This is a genomic window from Arsenicibacter sp. R0_47 (assembly GCF_057652235.1).
On record NZ_JBYFCJ010000036.1, the window covers coordinates 36285 to 52490 of the forward strand.

At 51.8% G+C, this 16206-nt stretch carries 19 protein-coding genes; 8 read left to right on the top strand and 11 right to left on the bottom strand.

Annotation, left to right across the window (positions count from 1 at the left end; all coding sequences use genetic code 11):
- Positions 1–110 precede the first annotated feature (110 nt).
- From AC23NW_RS31955 to AC23NW_RS31965, 3 genes are all read left to right on the top strand, one after another.
- Complete coding sequence (locus AC23NW_RS31955; protein WP_487454661.1) at positions 111–389, top strand: hypothetical protein; 279 nt, start codon at positions 111–113, stop codon at positions 387–389.
- Positions 390–561: 172 nt separating this feature from the next.
- A complete protein-coding gene (locus tag AC23NW_RS31960) occupies positions 562–870 on the top strand; it encodes an EthD family reductase (RefSeq protein ID WP_487454662.1) in 309 nt (102 codons plus the stop codon).
- A gap of 96 nt (positions 871–966) precedes the next feature.
- Complete coding sequence (locus AC23NW_RS31965) at positions 967–2274, top strand: MFS transporter (RefSeq protein ID WP_487454663.1); 1308 nt, start codon at positions 967–969, stop codon at positions 2272–2274.
- Here AC23NW_RS31965 and AC23NW_RS31970 read toward each other — a convergent pair.
- From AC23NW_RS31970 to AC23NW_RS31980, 3 genes are all read right to left on the bottom strand, one after another.
- On the bottom strand, positions 2263–2646 hold the full coding sequence (locus AC23NW_RS31970; protein WP_293844369.1) for a DUF3037 domain-containing protein: 384 nt from the start codon (positions 2644–2646) through the stop codon (positions 2263–2265). The genes AC23NW_RS31965 and AC23NW_RS31970 overlap by 12 nt on opposite strands.
- A complete protein-coding gene (locus AC23NW_RS31975; protein ID WP_487454664.1) occupies positions 2624–3421 on the bottom strand; it encodes a HipA family kinase in 798 nt (265 codons plus the stop codon). Before AC23NW_RS31975 ends, AC23NW_RS31970 begins: the two co-directional genes overlap by 23 nt.
- An 85-nt stretch (positions 3422–3506) precedes the next feature.
- Positions 3507–4028, bottom strand: coding sequence for a hypothetical protein (locus AC23NW_RS31980; protein WP_487454665.1), 522 nt, complete (start codon positions 4026–4028; stop codon positions 3507–3509).
- 183 nt (positions 4029–4211) lie between these two features.
- On the opposite strand from AC23NW_RS31980, the gene AC23NW_RS31985 reads away from it, so the two are divergent.
- Both AC23NW_RS31985 and AC23NW_RS31990 read left to right on the top strand, forming a co-directional pair.
- The gene (locus tag AC23NW_RS31985; protein ID WP_487454667.1) at positions 4212–4712 is read left to right on the top strand and encodes a DinB family protein; all 501 of its coding nucleotides are present in this window, start codon (positions 4212–4214) and stop codon (positions 4710–4712) included.
- A 136-nt stretch (positions 4713–4848) separates the two neighbouring features.
- Positions 4849–5550 carry an SIR2 family NAD-dependent protein deacylase gene (locus AC23NW_RS31990; protein WP_487454669.1) on the top strand — a complete coding sequence of 234 codons (702 nt, stop codon included), beginning with the start codon at positions 4849–4851 and terminating at the stop codon, positions 5548–5550.
- 6 nt (positions 5551–5556) lie between these two features.
- Here AC23NW_RS31990 and AC23NW_RS31995 read toward each other — a convergent pair whose 3' ends face one another.
- The 5 genes from AC23NW_RS31995 to AC23NW_RS32015 all read right to left on the bottom strand — a co-directional run bounded on the left by AC23NW_RS31995 (position 5557) and on the right by AC23NW_RS32015 (position 11715).
- Positions 5557–6282 (bottom strand): hypothetical protein, encoded by a 726-nt coding sequence (locus AC23NW_RS31995; protein WP_293844354.1) that lies wholly within the window; start codon positions 6280–6282, stop codon positions 5557–5559.
- 24 nt (positions 6283–6306) lie between these two features.
- A complete protein-coding gene (locus AC23NW_RS32000) occupies positions 6307–6801 on the bottom strand; it encodes a hypothetical protein (RefSeq protein ID WP_487454671.1) in 495 nt (164 codons plus the stop codon).
- 22 nt (positions 6802–6823) lie between these two features.
- Entirely contained in the window at positions 6824–7834 is a 1011-nt protein-coding gene (locus AC23NW_RS32005; RefSeq protein WP_487454673.1) for an OmpA family protein, read from the bottom strand.
- Between the two features lie 228 nt (positions 7835–8062).
- Positions 8063–10156 (bottom strand): transcription termination factor Rho, encoded by a 2094-nt coding sequence (gene rho / locus AC23NW_RS32010; RefSeq protein ID WP_487454675.1) that lies wholly within the window; start codon positions 10154–10156, stop codon positions 8063–8065.
- Between the two features lie 431 nt (positions 10157–10587).
- Entirely contained in the window at positions 10588–11715 is a 1128-nt protein-coding gene (locus AC23NW_RS32015; RefSeq protein ID WP_487454676.1) for a mechanosensitive ion channel family protein, read from the bottom strand.
- 264 nt (positions 11716–11979) lie between these two features.
- Between AC23NW_RS32015 and AC23NW_RS32020 the strand changes: the two genes are divergently transcribed.
- From AC23NW_RS32020 to lptC, 3 genes are read left to right on the top strand one after another with little or no spacing between them, the layout of a single operon-like run.
- Complete coding sequence (locus tag AC23NW_RS32020) at positions 11980–12735, top strand: type III pantothenate kinase (RefSeq protein ID WP_487454677.1); 756 nt, start codon at positions 11980–11982, stop codon at positions 12733–12735.
- Positions 12736–12769: 34 nt separating this feature from the next.
- Positions 12770–14032, top strand: a complete 1263-nt coding sequence (bamG, locus tag AC23NW_RS32025) for a BamG family beta-barrel-assembly machinery protein (protein ID WP_293836055.1) — start codon at positions 12770–12772, stop codon at positions 14030–14032.
- 51 nt (positions 14033–14083) lie between these two features.
- Positions 14084–14641: an LPS export ABC transporter periplasmic protein LptC gene (lptC, locus tag AC23NW_RS32030; protein WP_487454679.1), complete on the top strand. Its 558-nt coding sequence runs from the start codon at positions 14084–14086 to the stop codon at positions 14639–14641.
- 56 nt (positions 14642–14697) lie between these two features.
- Here the strand turns inward: lptC and AC23NW_RS32035 are convergent, their stop codons facing one another.
- Genes AC23NW_RS32035 through AC23NW_RS32045 form a run of 3 tightly spaced genes read right to left on the bottom strand, consistent with a single transcriptional unit; the run spans position 14698 to position 16197 of the window.
- Positions 14698–15117, bottom strand: a complete 420-nt coding sequence (locus AC23NW_RS32035; RefSeq protein WP_293836060.1) for a c-type cytochrome — start codon at positions 15115–15117, stop codon at positions 14698–14700.
- On the bottom strand, positions 15114–15767 hold the full coding sequence (locus tag AC23NW_RS32040; protein ID WP_487454681.1) for an SCO family protein: 654 nt from the start codon (positions 15765–15767) through the stop codon (positions 15114–15116). The genes AC23NW_RS32035 and AC23NW_RS32040 overlap by 4 nt, the downstream gene beginning before the upstream one ends.
- Positions 15739–16197 (bottom strand): viral A-type inclusion protein, encoded by a 459-nt coding sequence (locus tag AC23NW_RS32045; protein ID WP_487454683.1) that lies wholly within the window; start codon positions 16195–16197, stop codon positions 15739–15741. Before AC23NW_RS32045 ends, AC23NW_RS32040 begins: the two co-directional genes overlap by 29 nt.
- Positions 16198–16206 lie beyond the last annotated feature (9 nt).

The following is a 16206-nucleotide window of genomic DNA, read 5'->3' on the forward strand; positions in this document are numbered from 1 at the left end:
CTGTTTCTGAACGGGTGTTGTTCAGAAACTCAATGCTGTGATTGGGAAAGAAAAAAAGGATAAGCTTGCTGAAACGCAGACATTTGGGCATTCACCAAAACGCTGATTGTATGAAGCAACTGTTAACTACCCTTTTCCTGATCATCTGCGTAAAGACTGGTGCCCTGGGCCAGCAATCCGGAGATACCCGTGAATTTAAAACGTACTTTCAGGCCTATGTGAAAGCCTATGAGATGAATCCGTCGGAAACGCTTCGGAAAGGAGCGGTAAAAGACTACCGGATGTTAGGCGGAGACGGAAAGCTGCGTGATCTGGAAACAACCTGCACTATGTTTGCTAATGCGACCAATGTCTATTGCCGGATTGAAAATGAGGAATACCGGGTATAGGGACAACCGGCGTCGTTACCGGTACATCTTACTGGGGTTTTGAAAGTCCGCAAACGGGAAAGTATGATGCCAAATCCCTGCTGACGTATGTGTTTACCCGAACTGAGGCCGGCTGGAAACAGGTAAGCGGCCACCATATTGACGTTAAAACAAACTAATTACTCCCTGAATCATGCTCAGATTAATCGTACTTTATCCGCAGCCTTCGGATGTTCAGCAATTTGAGGCAGACTATGTTGCTCACCTGGCATTACTACACGAGAAAGCCGGCATTCCGGTCGGTGAAGCACCGTATACCATCACAAAAATGCTCCCTGCATCAGCAGAGGCACCGGCATTTTATCAGATGTTCGAGCTGCCGTTTCCCTCGGCTGAGGCGTTGCAGGCAGCCATGGCGTCACAGGGTATGCAGGAGGTCGGTGCGGATGCCCAGCGCATTTCAACCGGTGGCCTGCCGGTGATCCTGATTGGCGCCGGTTGAGTAAAATTGTGGATAACTCTACATAAACTCGTATCATACATGCATTATCAGACCCGTTCATTGTACATTGGGCCTGATTCATTACCCATGTACTGTATGACACAACCTGATACGCCATCAACAAACCGCTTTCAACTGAAATCCATTCTGGGAGGCTCCATCGGCAATCTCGTCGAATGGTATGACTGGTACGCCTATTCCGTGTTTTCGCTGTATTTCGCCGGTACCTTTTTTCCGCAGAGCGACGAAACCGCTCAGCTCCTGAATACCGCCGGTATTTTTGCCATCGGCTTTCTGATGCGACCCGTGGGCGGCTGGATCATGGGTGCTTATGCCGACCGGCGGGGGCGTAAATCAGCCCTGACGTTGTCGGTACTGATGATGAGCGGCGGGTCGCTGATGATCATGCTGGCCCCGGGCTATGACCGGATCGGACTGTTTGCCCCGATCTTGCTGGTACTGGCCCGGATGATTCAGGGCATCAGCATCGGGGGCGAATACGGCACGGCGGCAACCTACCTGAGCGAAATGGCACCGAAGCACCTGCGCGGGTTTTATTCCAGCTTTCAGTATGTAACAACAACCATGGGGCAGCTGGTCGCGCTGGCGGTGCTGATGATCCTGCAACGCTGGCTGCTGACCCCTGAGGAGTTAACAGAATGGGGGTGGCGCATCCCGTTCGGCATCGGTGCGTTGCTGGCGCTGTCGGCCATTTACCTGCGCCGTGGCATCGAAGAAACCGAGTCGTTTAAGCAGGAACAGGTCGACGACAGCCGCAAGGGTACCTTGCAGGAGCTGGTAAAATACAGCGGCGAAACGCGGCTGGTCGTGGGCATAACCCTGGGGCTGACGGTTTCCTACTACACCTTCTCAACGTATATGCAGAAGTATCTGGTCAACACCGCCGGATTCAGCAAGAGCGATGCCACTACCATTGCGGTTATTTCACTGGTCGTCTTTATGATTGCCCAGCCGTTTATGGGTATGCTCGGCGACCGGATCGGCCGGAAGCGCATGATGATCATCTACGGTGTGCTGAGCGTCATGACAAGCATACCGATCCTGATGCTGCTGGGCGAAACGCACAGCTTCTGGTTCGCAACGCTGCTGATCACGCTGGCGTTACTGATTCTGAGCATGTGCACGTCCATCTCGGCCATTATCAAAGCCGAGCTGTTTCCGGCCAATATCCGTTCGCTGGGTGTCAGTCTGCCGTATGCGCTGGCCGTTGCCCTGTTCGGCGGAACGGCCGAGTACGTGGCCTTGCTGTTCAAGCAAATGGGGCATGCTACGTGGTTTTACTGGTACCTGACCGCCTGCGCCGCTATTTCGCTCTGCGTCAGCCTGCGCATGCGCGACACCGAAAAACAGTCGCAGATGGACGCCGAAACATTACCCCGCTAATTGATCAAATAACCGGTTTGTGGTTTCTGCCGGATCGGTGCACAGACCGGGGTGAACGGCTGATGTTTGGACGACCGTACTCCGCATAGCCGTCAGCCACCGGAACCGTGAGGCGATGGCCAGCTGCCCGATCGGCCCGCCCTGCGACCGGCCGGCACAGACGCGCTCAAACGCCTGCAAACGGGCCCGTAGCTCGTCGATATCCAGCGACGGCGCAAAGGCCCGCAACCGGTCTTCGGGAATGGTATACACCGTTTTCAGGAAACCCTGTGACGGGCAAAACAAAATCACACCGACGTTCATAAACTCTTCGCGCTCGACACGGGGTACAACGCGAATGACGGCATACTCAAATAAGTGTCTTTCGGGCATACTGCGCGGCATTTACAAATACGTCGGAATGGGCTATCCGTGAATCTAAAAACTGAGCATATACCTGCCGCTGGCTTTCGGCCGACTCAACGTTCGGGTCGGCCAGTAGCCATTCATCGGGCAGCAGGGCCACAATGGCCTGAATACGGTCGGGCGTCAGGATGGCTTTGAACTGCGTATCGACGGCTTCCAGCTCCGAGGCTTTGGGCAATAAAACATGGTCTTTGATCTGACCGAACGGCCGGAGACTGTGCTCTTTCCAGTCGCCGCCGGTATGGTGAAAATACAGCGAGGCGCCATGATCAATCAGCCACAGTTCCTTGTGCCAGATCAGCATATTGGTGTTGCGGGCTGTCCGGTCGACGTTGGTAATCAGGCAGTCGAGCCACACAATCTGCGAGGCCAGCAGCGGGTCGGCCGAATTGACGATAGGGTCGAACGTAATCGCTCCCGAGAGGTAATGCACGGCCAGGTTAAGGCCAACGCTGGCTTTCAGCAGATCCTGAATTTCTTCGTCGGGTTCGGTGCGGCCAAAAGCAGGGTCGAGGTTGGCAAACACAATTTCCGGAATCCGGAAACCGAGCAGACGGGCCAGCTCGCCGCCGATGATTTCGGCAATCAGCGCTTTGGCTCCCTGACCGGCTCCCCGGAATTTCAGCACGTATAAAAAGTCATCGTCGGCCTCGGCAATCGCCGGCAGCGATCCGCCTTCGCGCAGGGGTGTGACATAGCGCGTCACACCGACGGTTCTGAGTTCTGGTTGATAATCCTTCACAAGTATATGTATGTAGAACGGAATGATGTTCCGTTCAGAGGGTCTGTTTCTGTAAACAACAAAATGCCATGCACTGTCTACAGCATTACTGAACAGTCTGTGTCAGTGTTTTACCGTCGGGATAAGTCATCTCCGTAATCCGCCATCGGCCGGCAAACTGCTGCATATCAATTTTAATTTCCTGATCCTTGCCGCTGTCCTGAAAGGTGACGTAGACAATGGCCCGTGTGCCGCCAACCGCCGCCGGATTAACCCATGTTTTGGTTATGGCTTTATCAGGTGCGTTGAACAGCGGGTTTACCTTTCCGGCCTTCAGGGCATCGGCTTTTGGCCAGATTTGGTCGGCCAGGGGTTTCGCAAAATACTGGTCAATCAGTTCACGGTTTTTTTCACGGAACGGGTTGTCCGTTTTGTTATGCTCAAAGTAAAGCGCCCGGATCAGCCGGTCGGCTGCTGAGCGCGGATCGTCGGGGCCCGGCTTTTTGGCCAGCGCCGCAGCGCTGTCATCTTTAGCAACGGCCGATTTGGTTTCAGTTTCCTGTTTGGGTTTGCTTTGGCAGGCTGCCAGGGCCAGCAGCAGAAACGGGAGCAAGCGAAGTGTTTTCATGGGCGTAAAAGGGCTTTAGTTGGAGGCTGCGTTCGAAAACGTGCCGGATACAGCGTTGTGGCAACAGACAGGTATGGCCGGCTGGTTGCCTTGATTTACAAAGAAAATTAAAAAAACGACAATCCTGCTGACATAGGGCTGTCACAAGGGGAGGGTACCTTTGTAAAAACAACAAAGACAAGTATGAAAATCATCCCTGCATTTCAGCAAGAGTTTGAGGCCGAGGCCGCAACTACCCGTAAATTCCTGGCCCTTGTTCCTGCGGACAAACTTGATTGGCAGCCCCATCCAAAGAGCATGACCATCCGCCAGCTGGCCACCCACATCGCTGAAATTCCGGGCTGGGTAACGATGGCTGTTGATACTGATGTACTGGATTTTGCCGCCCATCCGTATGAACCGGCTTCGGTTAGCAGCGCTGATGATCTGCTGGCCATTTTTGACAGGGAAGCAGCGTCAGGACGTCAGACACTGGCCACTGTTAGTGAAGAACAGCTTGATCTGCCCTGGGAGATGCGCTATGGCGATAAAGTGCTGGCCCAGTTGACCAAAGGGGAAACCATCCGGCATGCCTTCAGCCAGACCACACACCACCGGGCGCAGTTAGGTGTTTACCTGCGTCTGCTCGACATTCCGATTCCGGGCAGCTATGGCCCGAGCGCCGACGACGCTGCCGGATTCTAAGCTTCATTGAACCGTTTAGCACATAGCTGCCCGGGCAAAAGCAGTCTTTGTTTCTCCGGGGGGCTGTGTGCTAAAAAAAGGCTTTCTGTTTTCGATAACACTGGTATATTGCCGGCCGAATCCAACATCTGAGCGAATGGAAAACCGGAAAAATATTGTGGTGTTATCCGGCGCGGGCATCAGCGCCGAAAGCGGACTGGCAACGTTCCGTGATTCAAACGGTTTGTGGGAAAACTACCGGATCGAAGATGTCGCAACGCCCGAAGCGTGGCGGAAAAATCCGGCCCTGGTGCAGGAGTTTTATAACCTGCGCCGGAAACAGGCCCTGGCGGCCGAACCGAACCCCGGTCATCGGGCGCTTGTCAGGCTGGAAGGTGGCTATAATGTTACGGTTATCACGCAGAACGTGGATAATCTGCACGAAAAAGCCGGATCGGCCAATGTGTTGCACCTGCACGGGGAACTGACTAAATCCAGAAGCACGTATGACCCGACGCTGGTCTACGATATAGACGGATGGGAAATTAAAATGGGCGACCGTTGTGAGCGCGGATCGCAGCTCCGGCCGCATATTGTGTGGTTTGGCGAGGCCGTTCCCATGATGGATGTCGCCATGGATATTACCGAAGGGGCTGACATCCTGATTGTTGTCGGTACTTCGCTGGCGGTTTATCCTGCTGCGGGGCTGGTTTATGCCGTTCGTCCGGGTGTGCCGGTTTATGTCGTTGACCCGAATACGCCCGAGATCCGGAACCGGAAAAACGTTACGTTTATTACGGAACCTGCGTCAACCGGTTTGCCGCGTCTTATTGAACAACTACTCAGCGAAGCTGCGTAATGCTGGTTACCGCGATTTAAATTCAGCAAATGCTTTGGCCTGTCCGACCCAGTCGTCGCCCTCAATCCGGCCTGGAAAAAACTCAATAATTTCGTTGACCTTTTTGATGTCTTCTTTGGTAAAGTTGGCAATCTGCCGGAATGTATAGATGCCGAGGCTATGCAGTTTACGCTCCAGAAAGGGGCCAACGCCATTAATTTCCTTCAGGTTATCGGCTTCCTGCGGACCGGCATGACCGATGCGGTCGAAATTGAGTTCTGAGGCGCGTAAGGCTATTCTGGCAAGAATGGCTGACTCCGAGTTGCCGGTTGGCGGCGGCGTTGCCGGAACGGCTGCTTTGGGAACCACCGGTGTTTGGGGTACTGACTCCGGTACCGGCGGGATAACAGGTGTTTCGGTTACCTTTGTCGTTAACGGATCGGCAATAACCGTCTGACTGGGCATTGTTACGGTTGGCGACACGACTTCGGCGATTACCGGCCGGGTATTTTTGGTTGTCGGTACCGGAACCGACGGCGACGGCGTTGTTACGCTTGCTGTAACCGAGGGCGACTTGGTACGGCGGCATTCGGCAAGGGATGCTTCTTTTCCGGCAATTTCATTCTGTAATGCCTTAATCCGGGCACTCATGATCAGGCGGGCAATAAGCCAGCCGGCAAAAGCAGCTCCGGAAAGCAGAAGTACTATTTCAATAATAGCAACCGGACGACTGAGCGGATCTAATCCAAACATACGGGTAAAAGTTAAGGCATTGGGTTACTGCTTCCGTTTGTACAAATCAAGGGCTTGACCAACCCAGTTGTCGCGCTCGATGCGACCCGGGAAAAACTCAATGATTTCGTTAATTTTATCAATGTCCTGTTTCGAAAAGCTGGACACCTGCTGCCAGGTGTAGATACCCGCTGCATTCAGTTTGCGCTCCAGAAACGGACCGATTCCGTTAATTGCCTTTAAGTCATCGGCGTCGAGCTCTGAGGCCCGCCCGATCCGTTCAAAATTCAGTTCAGATGCCCGCGCCCGTATCCGGGTCAGAACGGCAGCCTCGTCGAGGCCGATGTTAGTCGGTAAACCGGAGCCCCGCACACACAAATCAAGCTCACGTTCAGCCATGGCCAGATCACCCTCCAGCTGTCTGATCATGCTTTTCTGCGAGATAAACCCAATCATGAAACCGATGACCGCTGCTACCAGCAGCATAAAGCCGTGGTGTAGCATGGCATCAGCCAGATTGTGTGGATTTAGAGTAAACATATACGTATTAACTTGAAATAGTTTATTTAATCACAACAACAGTAACCCGCCGGTTAGCTTTCCGGCCAATTTCGGTCGTATTCGGCATTTTAGGGTTCGCCTCACCTTTGGCCTCAACCTGCACCTGATCACCGGGCACATTAACCTTACTAAGGCGCATTTTCACAAACTCGGCCCGCTTCTTCGACAGATTTAAATTAATGTCGTCAGGGCCCTGGTCGTCGGTAAAACCGGTAAGCCGCAATTTTTTATCCGGGTTTTCCTTCAGATAGCGGATGGCAGCCTTGAAAAACTTCTTTGTCTCGTCTGTTTTTATGTACTCCGACTGACCCGATGGAAAATACAGGTCGATAGGCTCGAAAATAGAGGTATATTTCTGCGATTTAGCCAGGTCTTCTTCGGTCATCGCCGTCATGGTTTCCGGTGCCGTTGTACTGGCTGAGAGCGCTGATGTGGTTGCTACACTGGTGCTTGCCGCCACAGTTGCGGTTGATGCCGCAAGTGCCGCTGAATCGACTTTAGGTACGATGGCCGCAAAATCAAACTGAATGCCACCCATGACTGAATCGCCGGCTGTACTCAGCGCCAGATCTTCTTTTTCTTTGCCGGTAATGGTAATTGAACTCAGCGGAACGCCCTTCTGCATCAGGTATTCCTTGATATTTTCAGCGCGGGCAATGCCCAGGTTTGTTGCCGATGTATTGTTGATTTCGCCGGGTTTGTAAAATCCGGTGATTGTCAGGTGACGTTCCGGGTTGTTGAGCAGGTAAAGTGCCAGTGAATCAAGACTGATATCAATATTACGCCGGTTGGCAATCGGATCTGATTTAGCAAAACCAAAGTCTTCCGGTAAGGCAAGGCGAAAACGGCCGCCATCGGAAATGACCAGGCCGATTGGCGTGTTTCCGGAGGCCGCCACAACCGGCGCTGCTTCTTCAGCGCAAAGCTGTTTGATATGGCAGACATGCCACCATGCTGAGCCGGCAATCCAGATAACCAGCATGATTACCCAGGGCGTTTTATTCGTAAACATAATGTTTTCAGGGGTTTAGGGCCTGAACAGGAATGATATACTACAACTCTGGTAGAGTAGGGTAGTATCACAAAAGTCATTCCAAATTTACGGGTACAAACCATAAATTCAAGTAAATCAGAATTTTACTTACGTACAGGGAATAATTCAGGATTTCTGACAAACAAAAAAGGAGTGGCTTTTTACGCCACTCCTTTTTTAAAACTATACAACGGGAATCCGGATTACCTATCGGTTCATCGAAATGAGGAACTCTTCGTTGTTGCGTGTCCCTTTCAGACGGTCGAGCAGGAAGTCCATTGTTTCCAGCGGATTCATGTCGGCCATGTGTTTGCGGAGAATCCAGATACGTTGCAGCGTTTCGCGGTCGATCAGCAGGTCTTCGCGGCGGGTTCCCGACGTGAGCACATCCACCGACGGGAATACGCGCTTGTTGGCCAGACGGCGGTCGAGCTGAAGTTCCATGTTGCCGGTACCTTTGAATTCCTCAAAGATCACCTCATCCATTTTAGATCCTGTATCAATCAGAGCCGTAGCGATGATCGTCAGTGAACCACCGTTTTCCACGTTACGGGCTGCACCGAAGAAGCGTTTTGGTTTGTGCAGGGCGTTGGCATCCACACCACCCGACAGGATTTTACCGGACGACGGAACAACCGTGTTATAAGCCCGTGCCAGACGCGTAATCGAGTCAAGCAGGATGACCACGTCGTGTCCGCATTCAACCATGCGTTTTGCTTTTTCAAGCACCATGCTGGCCACCTTCACGTGACGGTCTGCCTGCTCGTCAAACGTTGACGAAATAACTTCGGCGTTTACGCTGCGGGCCATGTCCGTAACCTCTTCCGGACGCTCGTCGATCAGCAGGATTATCAGGTAAATTTCCGGGTGGTTTTTGGTGATGGCATTGGCGATTTCTTTCAGCAATACCGTTTTACCCGTTTTAGGCTGCGCGACAATCATACCCCGCTGGCCTTTACCGATCGGTGCAAACAAGTCCAGCACTCGTGTTGACAGGATTTCCGGCCGTGTGCTCAGCTTGATCTGCTCTTCCGGGAAGAGTGGTGTCAGGTATTCAAACGGAATCCGGTCACGGATCTCGTCTGTTGTTTTGCCGTTTACGGTAGATACCCGCAGCAGGGCAAAGTATTTTTCACCTTCTTTCGGCGGACGGATCTGACCGCGGACGGTATCACCGGTTTTCAGGCCGAACAGTTTGATTTGAGAAGGGGAAACATAAATATCATCCGGACTGGCAAGGTAGTTATAGTCAGCTGACCGCAGGAAACCATAGCCGCCATCCGACATAATTTCGAGAACCCCTTCGTTTTCAATAATACCGTCGAATTCGCGGATATGCTGATTGTACTGGCGGCGAACACGGTTCTGGTACTCGATCGATTCACGCGAAGGCGCTGCCGGAGCCGGTTGGTTTGGCTGGGGCTGCTGGCGGTCGGCCTCTACCGGTGCATCCGTAAACGATGCCGGTGCATCGGCCGGTATGCTGTCGGGAGCCGGTACAAATTCCGCAACAGGTTGTGCCGGTACTTCTATTGGCACGGCGGTTACGAATTCTTCTTCCTGGTCACTGCTCAGGTTCAGGGCCGACTCGTCGGTAACCGGCGGACGACGGTCGCGGAAGTTATCCCGGCGCGGACGTTCCTGCCGTTCAAAGCCTTCCGGTTTCTGCTGACGGTTCCGTTCGTAGGTAGCGCGTTGTTCGTACGCCTGCGGGTTTTCTGCCCGTAAGCGGTTTTCCCGTAACTGACGTGCTTCGTTGCGGGTCATTTCCCGGCGTGGACGCTCGTCCTGAGACCGGTCAGTCTGACGGCGTTCCTGTGTTTCCGGGGCCTGTGTTTCTTTCGGTGCTTCGGCAACCGGAGAAGCCGGTTCCGTTGCTGCCGGTTCAGCACCTACGTTTTCAGCCGGTTGCGCCGTTGCCTGCAAATCCGTTGCGGTATCGCCTGTAGTGCGGTTGCCCGGCTCCCGGCGGGTACGCTGGCGGGTACGGCTTTCTGAAGCAGGTGATGTCGCCGGTGCAGAAGCAGCCGGTGTTTCCGGGCTGGCCGGGGTAGCGGCTGCCGGTGCCGTAGCGGGTGCTTCACCGGCGTTGGTACGGGTCCGGCGTCCGCGGCGGGGGGCGGCTTCACTGTCAGCCTGAGGGGCAGTGTCTTCAGGAACCGGCATACGGGCCTGCTGGTCTAATATCTTATAAATCAGTTCTTTCTTTTGAAACTTACTGGCGTCGCTAATCCCAAACTCATTGGCAATCGTGCGTAGCTCGGAGAGGAGCTTAAGATTTAATTCTTCAATGTTATACATATAAGGCAGGTCAACAGATAACCTTTGTGTTGAGAAACAATGTTTAAGGAAAACAGAGGGTCTTTCTGTCGATACAGAAGACGGTATAGTAGTTAACGTGTCACTAGTGAAATGGCATTAGAAACAAGAAGTAGCTGAATTCTTTCCAGAAGACAGAGCCCGGGGGGGACCGAAACAGGTATCATTCTGGGGGATGAGTTTGCTAAATGACCGAGATTTCTAAGCGCTGGCCGGAGTTATAAAACTGCCTGCATGCCACGGTGTTCAACAAATTTGGATATTTTGATTTGGCTGGCTTTTGCCGGAATGCTTCAGCAAAAGTAAGTCAATCACCTGGTATTGTCAAGATAACGCGTAAAACAACAAAAAGTTTCTGATTTATTATGGAAAATTACCCGGCATTTCTTTCGTAATACGATACACCGGGCGAATTATATCAGTTTTTCGGCCTGACCGGCTTCCGCAGCGTGCACAATCCGGGCGGGAATAGCAAACGCGACCTGATGCCGTTGGATAATGTCGATGATACTGAAATTTATTTCTTCTTTAACGATCCGGAAATCAGAAATAGTGGGTGAGTCAACAAAAAAAATAACAAGTACCTCAAAACCGGAGTCACCGAACGAGTCCAGCCGCACATAGCTCGTTTTTTTATTGGTCCGGGCGTGGTTCTGAAGCAGGGTACGCAGGTCTGTCAGAACGGCATTCAGCCGGTCAGCCGGTGTGTCGTAGGGAAAGCGCAGTATAAACTTTGCTCTCCGTGTCTGCCGTTCCGTTAAGTTATCGAGTGACTGGCTGACCATGAGCCGGTTCGGAACGGTTAACAGACTGCCGTCGTCGGTACGGATACGGGTACTGCGGAAACCGATTTGCTCAACGTCGCCCGATACGCCGCCCACACTTACAGAGTCGCCGACCAGAAACGGCCGGTCGAGAACGATGGCAAACGACGCGAACAGGTTTTCGAGGGTTTCGCGTGCTGCCAGCGCCAGTGCCAGACCACCGATTCCGAGGCTCGTAACCAGTGCCAGTACATTGACATCATACACCCAGCTGAGCGTTGCAAAAAGCCCCAGAAAACACACGAACAGAATGAGCAGGTCGCGCACGAACGGTACCAGCTGATCATCAACCTTTGTTTCGGTTAGTTCGGCCCGTTTCTGAAACAGCAGCCCGATCACCTTTACCGCGCGGACGCAGAGCCAGGTGACCATGCTCATAAAAACGGTATTATAAATCCGGCCGACAATCATTCTGAAGCCGAATTTCTCCGGCGGAATCAGATTCCAGTGTTCAGGTATCGTCAGCTGATGACAGGCAACATAGATAACCGACATTAAAATAAGGGCGTCAATCGGCGGTTTCATCAACTGCACGAAATCATTAAGCGGCACACCGGCAATATCGCGTTTAAGTAACCGGTAGACCAGATGGCTCATGTGCCGCGCCAGTACACGGTGCAGAAACAAACCTGCCAGCAGAAATCCGGCAAACCAGTAGAGATTGTTCAGAGAGTTACCGGTAAAGTAATGCTCAAGAAAATTCTGGAGGGTATTCATGGAACTAAGAACTAAGCAGCGACGCATCGCATTGTAGCAGCATGAGGCCGGTGATCAGACAATTTGTGGCTCAGGCTTGCTAAAAACGTCACACTGCCGGCTTTTGTGAGCCAAATGCCGGAATAATGTTAAAAATAATTAAATCGGGCCGTATTTACGGCGAATATAGGGTTATTTGACGTTGCAAACATGTGCAACGCAACGAAACCGGTTTTAAAGGAGTACAAACCAGTACGGCCCGATTCCATAACTGTAGCTGAACACATGAATTTAATTGTTGACTGGGGCAACACCCGGATCAAGGCAGCCTGGTTTGACGGAGCAACATTAACGGCAACTGACCGTTTTACGTCCGTTGAGCAGTTAGGTGAGGCAATTGCGGTAAAGCGTCCGGACCGGATGATTGTTTCTTCGACGAGTCACGCCGGGCAGTCGCTGGCCGATACTATTCCGGAGCTGGCCGGTATTGACTGGCTGGTACTGGATGCTCAGTTACCGGTACCGGTCACGAAGAACTATGAAACACCGCTGACGCTGGGAGCCGACAGGGTGGCGGCGGCGGTAGGAGCCATGGCCTTGTTTCCGGAGCAGGACTGTCTGGTTCTGGATCTGGGCACCTGTATTACGGCCGATATTGTAGATCGCTCGGGCACTTTTCAGGGCGGTCTTATATCGCCGGGGCTGAACATGCGCCTGCTGGCCATGCATCAGCAAACAGCGAGATTGCCGCTCATACCGGTGCAGGAAATCCGCGAAACCGGCTGGCCGCCCCTGTTAGGAAAAAATACCCGGCAGGCGATGAGCAGCGGGGCTGTTAGCGGGATGTTGTTTGAACTGGAGGGGATTATTGCAGAACACCGCAAGAAATACCCTGATTTAACCGTAGTTCTGTGCGGTGGGGATGCGTCCCTTTTTGAAAGTCATCTGAAACCCCCGATATTTGCAGTGCCGGAGTTGGTGCTGCGGGGATTGAACCGTATTTTAGAATATAATGTCAAGAAATTACCAGCGATTCAGTAAAGTTTTAGGGTTTGGGGGCTTGTTGTTGTCCTGCATGTCACCAGCTGCGCGTGCGCAGGGGTTAGGAAACTCGCCTTATTCAGCGTTAGGAGTCGGAGAAGAATACAGCCAGGCAAATATTGCCAACCTGGGTATGGGAAGCGTTGGTATCAGTAACGCAAATACCATCCATTTGAACCTGCAAAACCCAGCCTTACTGGCACGCCGCGCCCGGTTTACGGTTTTTGAAGTCGGTATCATCGGGCAGTATAAGCCCCAGATAAGCCAGAATCAGGGTGGCGCAACGATGTCACAGCGTGATTTCGGAGCAAACATTAATTACATTGCCCTGGCCTTTCCGGCGTCGTCGCGGTGGACTGCTTCGCTGAATCTGCGCCCCTATTCGTATGTTGACTACCAGACGAAAGTGTTCGACAAGGTACCGAATACAATCTATGAAGTACAGAAAAATTATTCGGGAAAAGGGGCATTGAATAAAGCGTCGTTTTCCAATGGTTTCCGCTTGTTTAAAAACCTGTATGTCGGGGTTGAAGCCACATACCTGTTCGGAAATATTACGAATAACTCAGATTCACGGCTGCTGATCAATGACGTAGTGTCGTCGGTGCAGCCACAGGATATTACCGTATCGCGGATCAACCGTACTAATTACAGCGATATTATCTGGAAACTGGGTGGCGCGTGGCGACCGAAGCTAGGGGAGAAGTGGACGTTGAATGTCGGGGCTACCTATGATCCTAAAACCAACGTAAAAGCAGTGCAGACGGATGTAAATCAGCTGGTTACTCTGTCAGGCACCAGCCTGTCTGATCCGGACACACTACGGTCTAATCTGGCCGGACATGTGACATTGCCGGAGCAGGTGCAATTCGGGATCAGCCTTGAACGCAACAACAAACTGACTGTCGGGGTGGACGTTGGCTTTCAGAAGTGGAGCCAGTTCCGGACCGCTGATAACTCAAATCCGAAGCTAATGAACGGTATGCGGATTGGGGCCGGTTTAGAGTATGTTCCTAAGATTACGTCGACAAAATACTGGGACCTTGTGACGTATCGTGCCGGTTTTCAGTACATCAAGTCTCCTTATCAGGTTTCCGGCAAACAGCTGAACGATATTAACGGTAGTCTTGGGATTTCCCTGCCTATCGGTTCCTACTTCGTTAATAACCTGAATCTGGCCGTGGTGGGCGGACAGCGGGGAACGCTGGTTGGTACACAGATCCGGGAACGCTACGTTAAAATTGCTTTAGGCTTCACCCTGAACGATAAGTGGTTCTACCGCTACGCGCTTGATTAACAGTGAACAAGACGTTACTACTTGTTGTTAACTAAGTGTTTACGTTGGATTATGCACCCGAAATTATTGTTACGTTCTGCTGCTTTCCTGTTCGCTGTCAGCGTATGCTGGTCGTGTGAAGAGCAGAAAACTGCGAAAAAATACGAAGCCTATAAAGGGCCGATCGAAGAGATCAATAATGTGCAGATGCTGTATAGCGAGGCCGCGCTGATGAAAGTCAGGATGACGACGGCTCGGCAGCTGCGCTTTCTGAACGAAGACCGGAAGTATCCCGAAGAGGTACACATCGATTTTTACGGTCCGACCGGTACCGATGTCGTTACGACGCTCCGGTCTGATTCCGGCCGCTACGATAAAGCCAAAGACCTGTATACTGTGCTCGGTAACGTAGTGGTTGTAAATAAGGAGAAGCAGGAAACGCTTGAAACCGATGTGCTTAACTGGAATCCGAACACAAAGAAAATCTTTACCGAACGGCCTGTTACGATCACCAGCAAACTGACCGGCGAGCGTCTGAAAGGCATCGGTCTGGATGCAAATCAGGACTTTTCAAAATATACAATCCGGAAGCCAACGGGTGTCTTTAATGTTGAAAGTACGCCTCTCTGAGCCGGCCGGGTCGTTTATAAAACCGAAAAGGGAGTCAGATGACTCCCTTTTCGGTTTTATTCTTTTTTAAGCACTTCCTTAACGTGTGCCACATCAACCAGCGCCGGATCATTGCCCCAGCGGTCATACATGAACGTCATGAGTTCGGCAATTTCCAGGTCACTCAACTGAGGATTGGGCGGCATAACACGGTTGTACCGCTTGCCGTTGACCTGAATCGGCCCCTGTAATCCATACCGGATCAGATGAATTACCGAATCCTTTTTGGCCAGGTAATCCGAGTTAACGAGCGGCGGGTAGAGGGCTTCCAGTCCTTTCCCGTCCGGTTGGTGGCAGTTGGCACAGGTATTCTGGTACACCAGCATGCCCTCCGTAATGTATTTCTGTCGTTTGATCTCTTCCTGGCTTTGGCAATTGCTCATCAGAAGAAGCGTGGCGGAGAGCAGGCCGATCCCGCAATATAATGTCAGTTTCATCCTTTCTTTTCGGCAAGCAGCTTATCCATATCACTCATTAACTGATTTACTCCCTTTTCAGTAGTGCCGTCGTATATGCCGCGAACGTGTTTGTCTTTGTCAATCAGAATAAATGCGCCGCTATGGACCACGCCGCCGGGCGCAGATTTATCTTCGGCAGCGGTAACCATGTAGCTATCCTGACCGATTTCGTAAATTTTTTCTCTTGAACCGGTCAGAAAAAGCCATTGCTTTCCTGTTACTCCCAGATTGCCGGCAAACTCCTTGAGGACTGCTACCGAGTCATGTGCCGGATCAATGGTATGCGACAGAATCATTACGGCTTCATTACCTTTAAAACGCTCGTAAACCCGTTTCATCTGGGTTTTCATCTTCGGGCAGATGGTCGGGCAGGTAGTAAAGAAGAAGTCTGCCACGTAGATTTTATCGGCAACCGTTTTGTTAGTAACGGTATCACCATATTGATCCACAAATGAAAAGGCAGGAATTGCGTGATAGATTGTATCTGTAACCTGTTTCCCGTTAACAGTTCGCTGCACAGGCTTTTTAGCACCAAGGAACGGTAATTTATCCGAACCCTGCTGACAGGCCCAGCTACCCAGCAGTACACCGGTTAGCAGACTAAGGTTTAGCCAGAAACTGACGCGCATTGGCGATACTGCTGTTAATTTTTTCTTTGACATTTGTTACTTTTCCTTTCTCCTGCTCCAGATAGCGCAAAGCATCTGCCGACTCCAGTTTTTTAAGTGTATCAGCGTTGTATCCGTTCATCCAGGCCATCATCAGACTATCGGCTTCGCCTAATTGCCGGGAGAGCAAGGTAGCCTGCGTTTTCTTTTCGTCCGAGAGAACGGTAGCTGAAGCCGATGCGGCAGCCAGACTATCTTCGGTAGTGATCAGTTGGTTTAGCTCCTTGCGGAGTTTCATGATGTCGCCGATTTTAGGCATTACTTCATCATGTACGGCAAAAACCTCTTTCTCTGTTTTGTCAATAGCTTCCTGCTGTCCGGAATTTCCGCAGGAAAACAGAATACCACTGATAAGCATGGCTGCCGGAAAGGTCAGTACAAGTTTTTTCATGATTGTGTT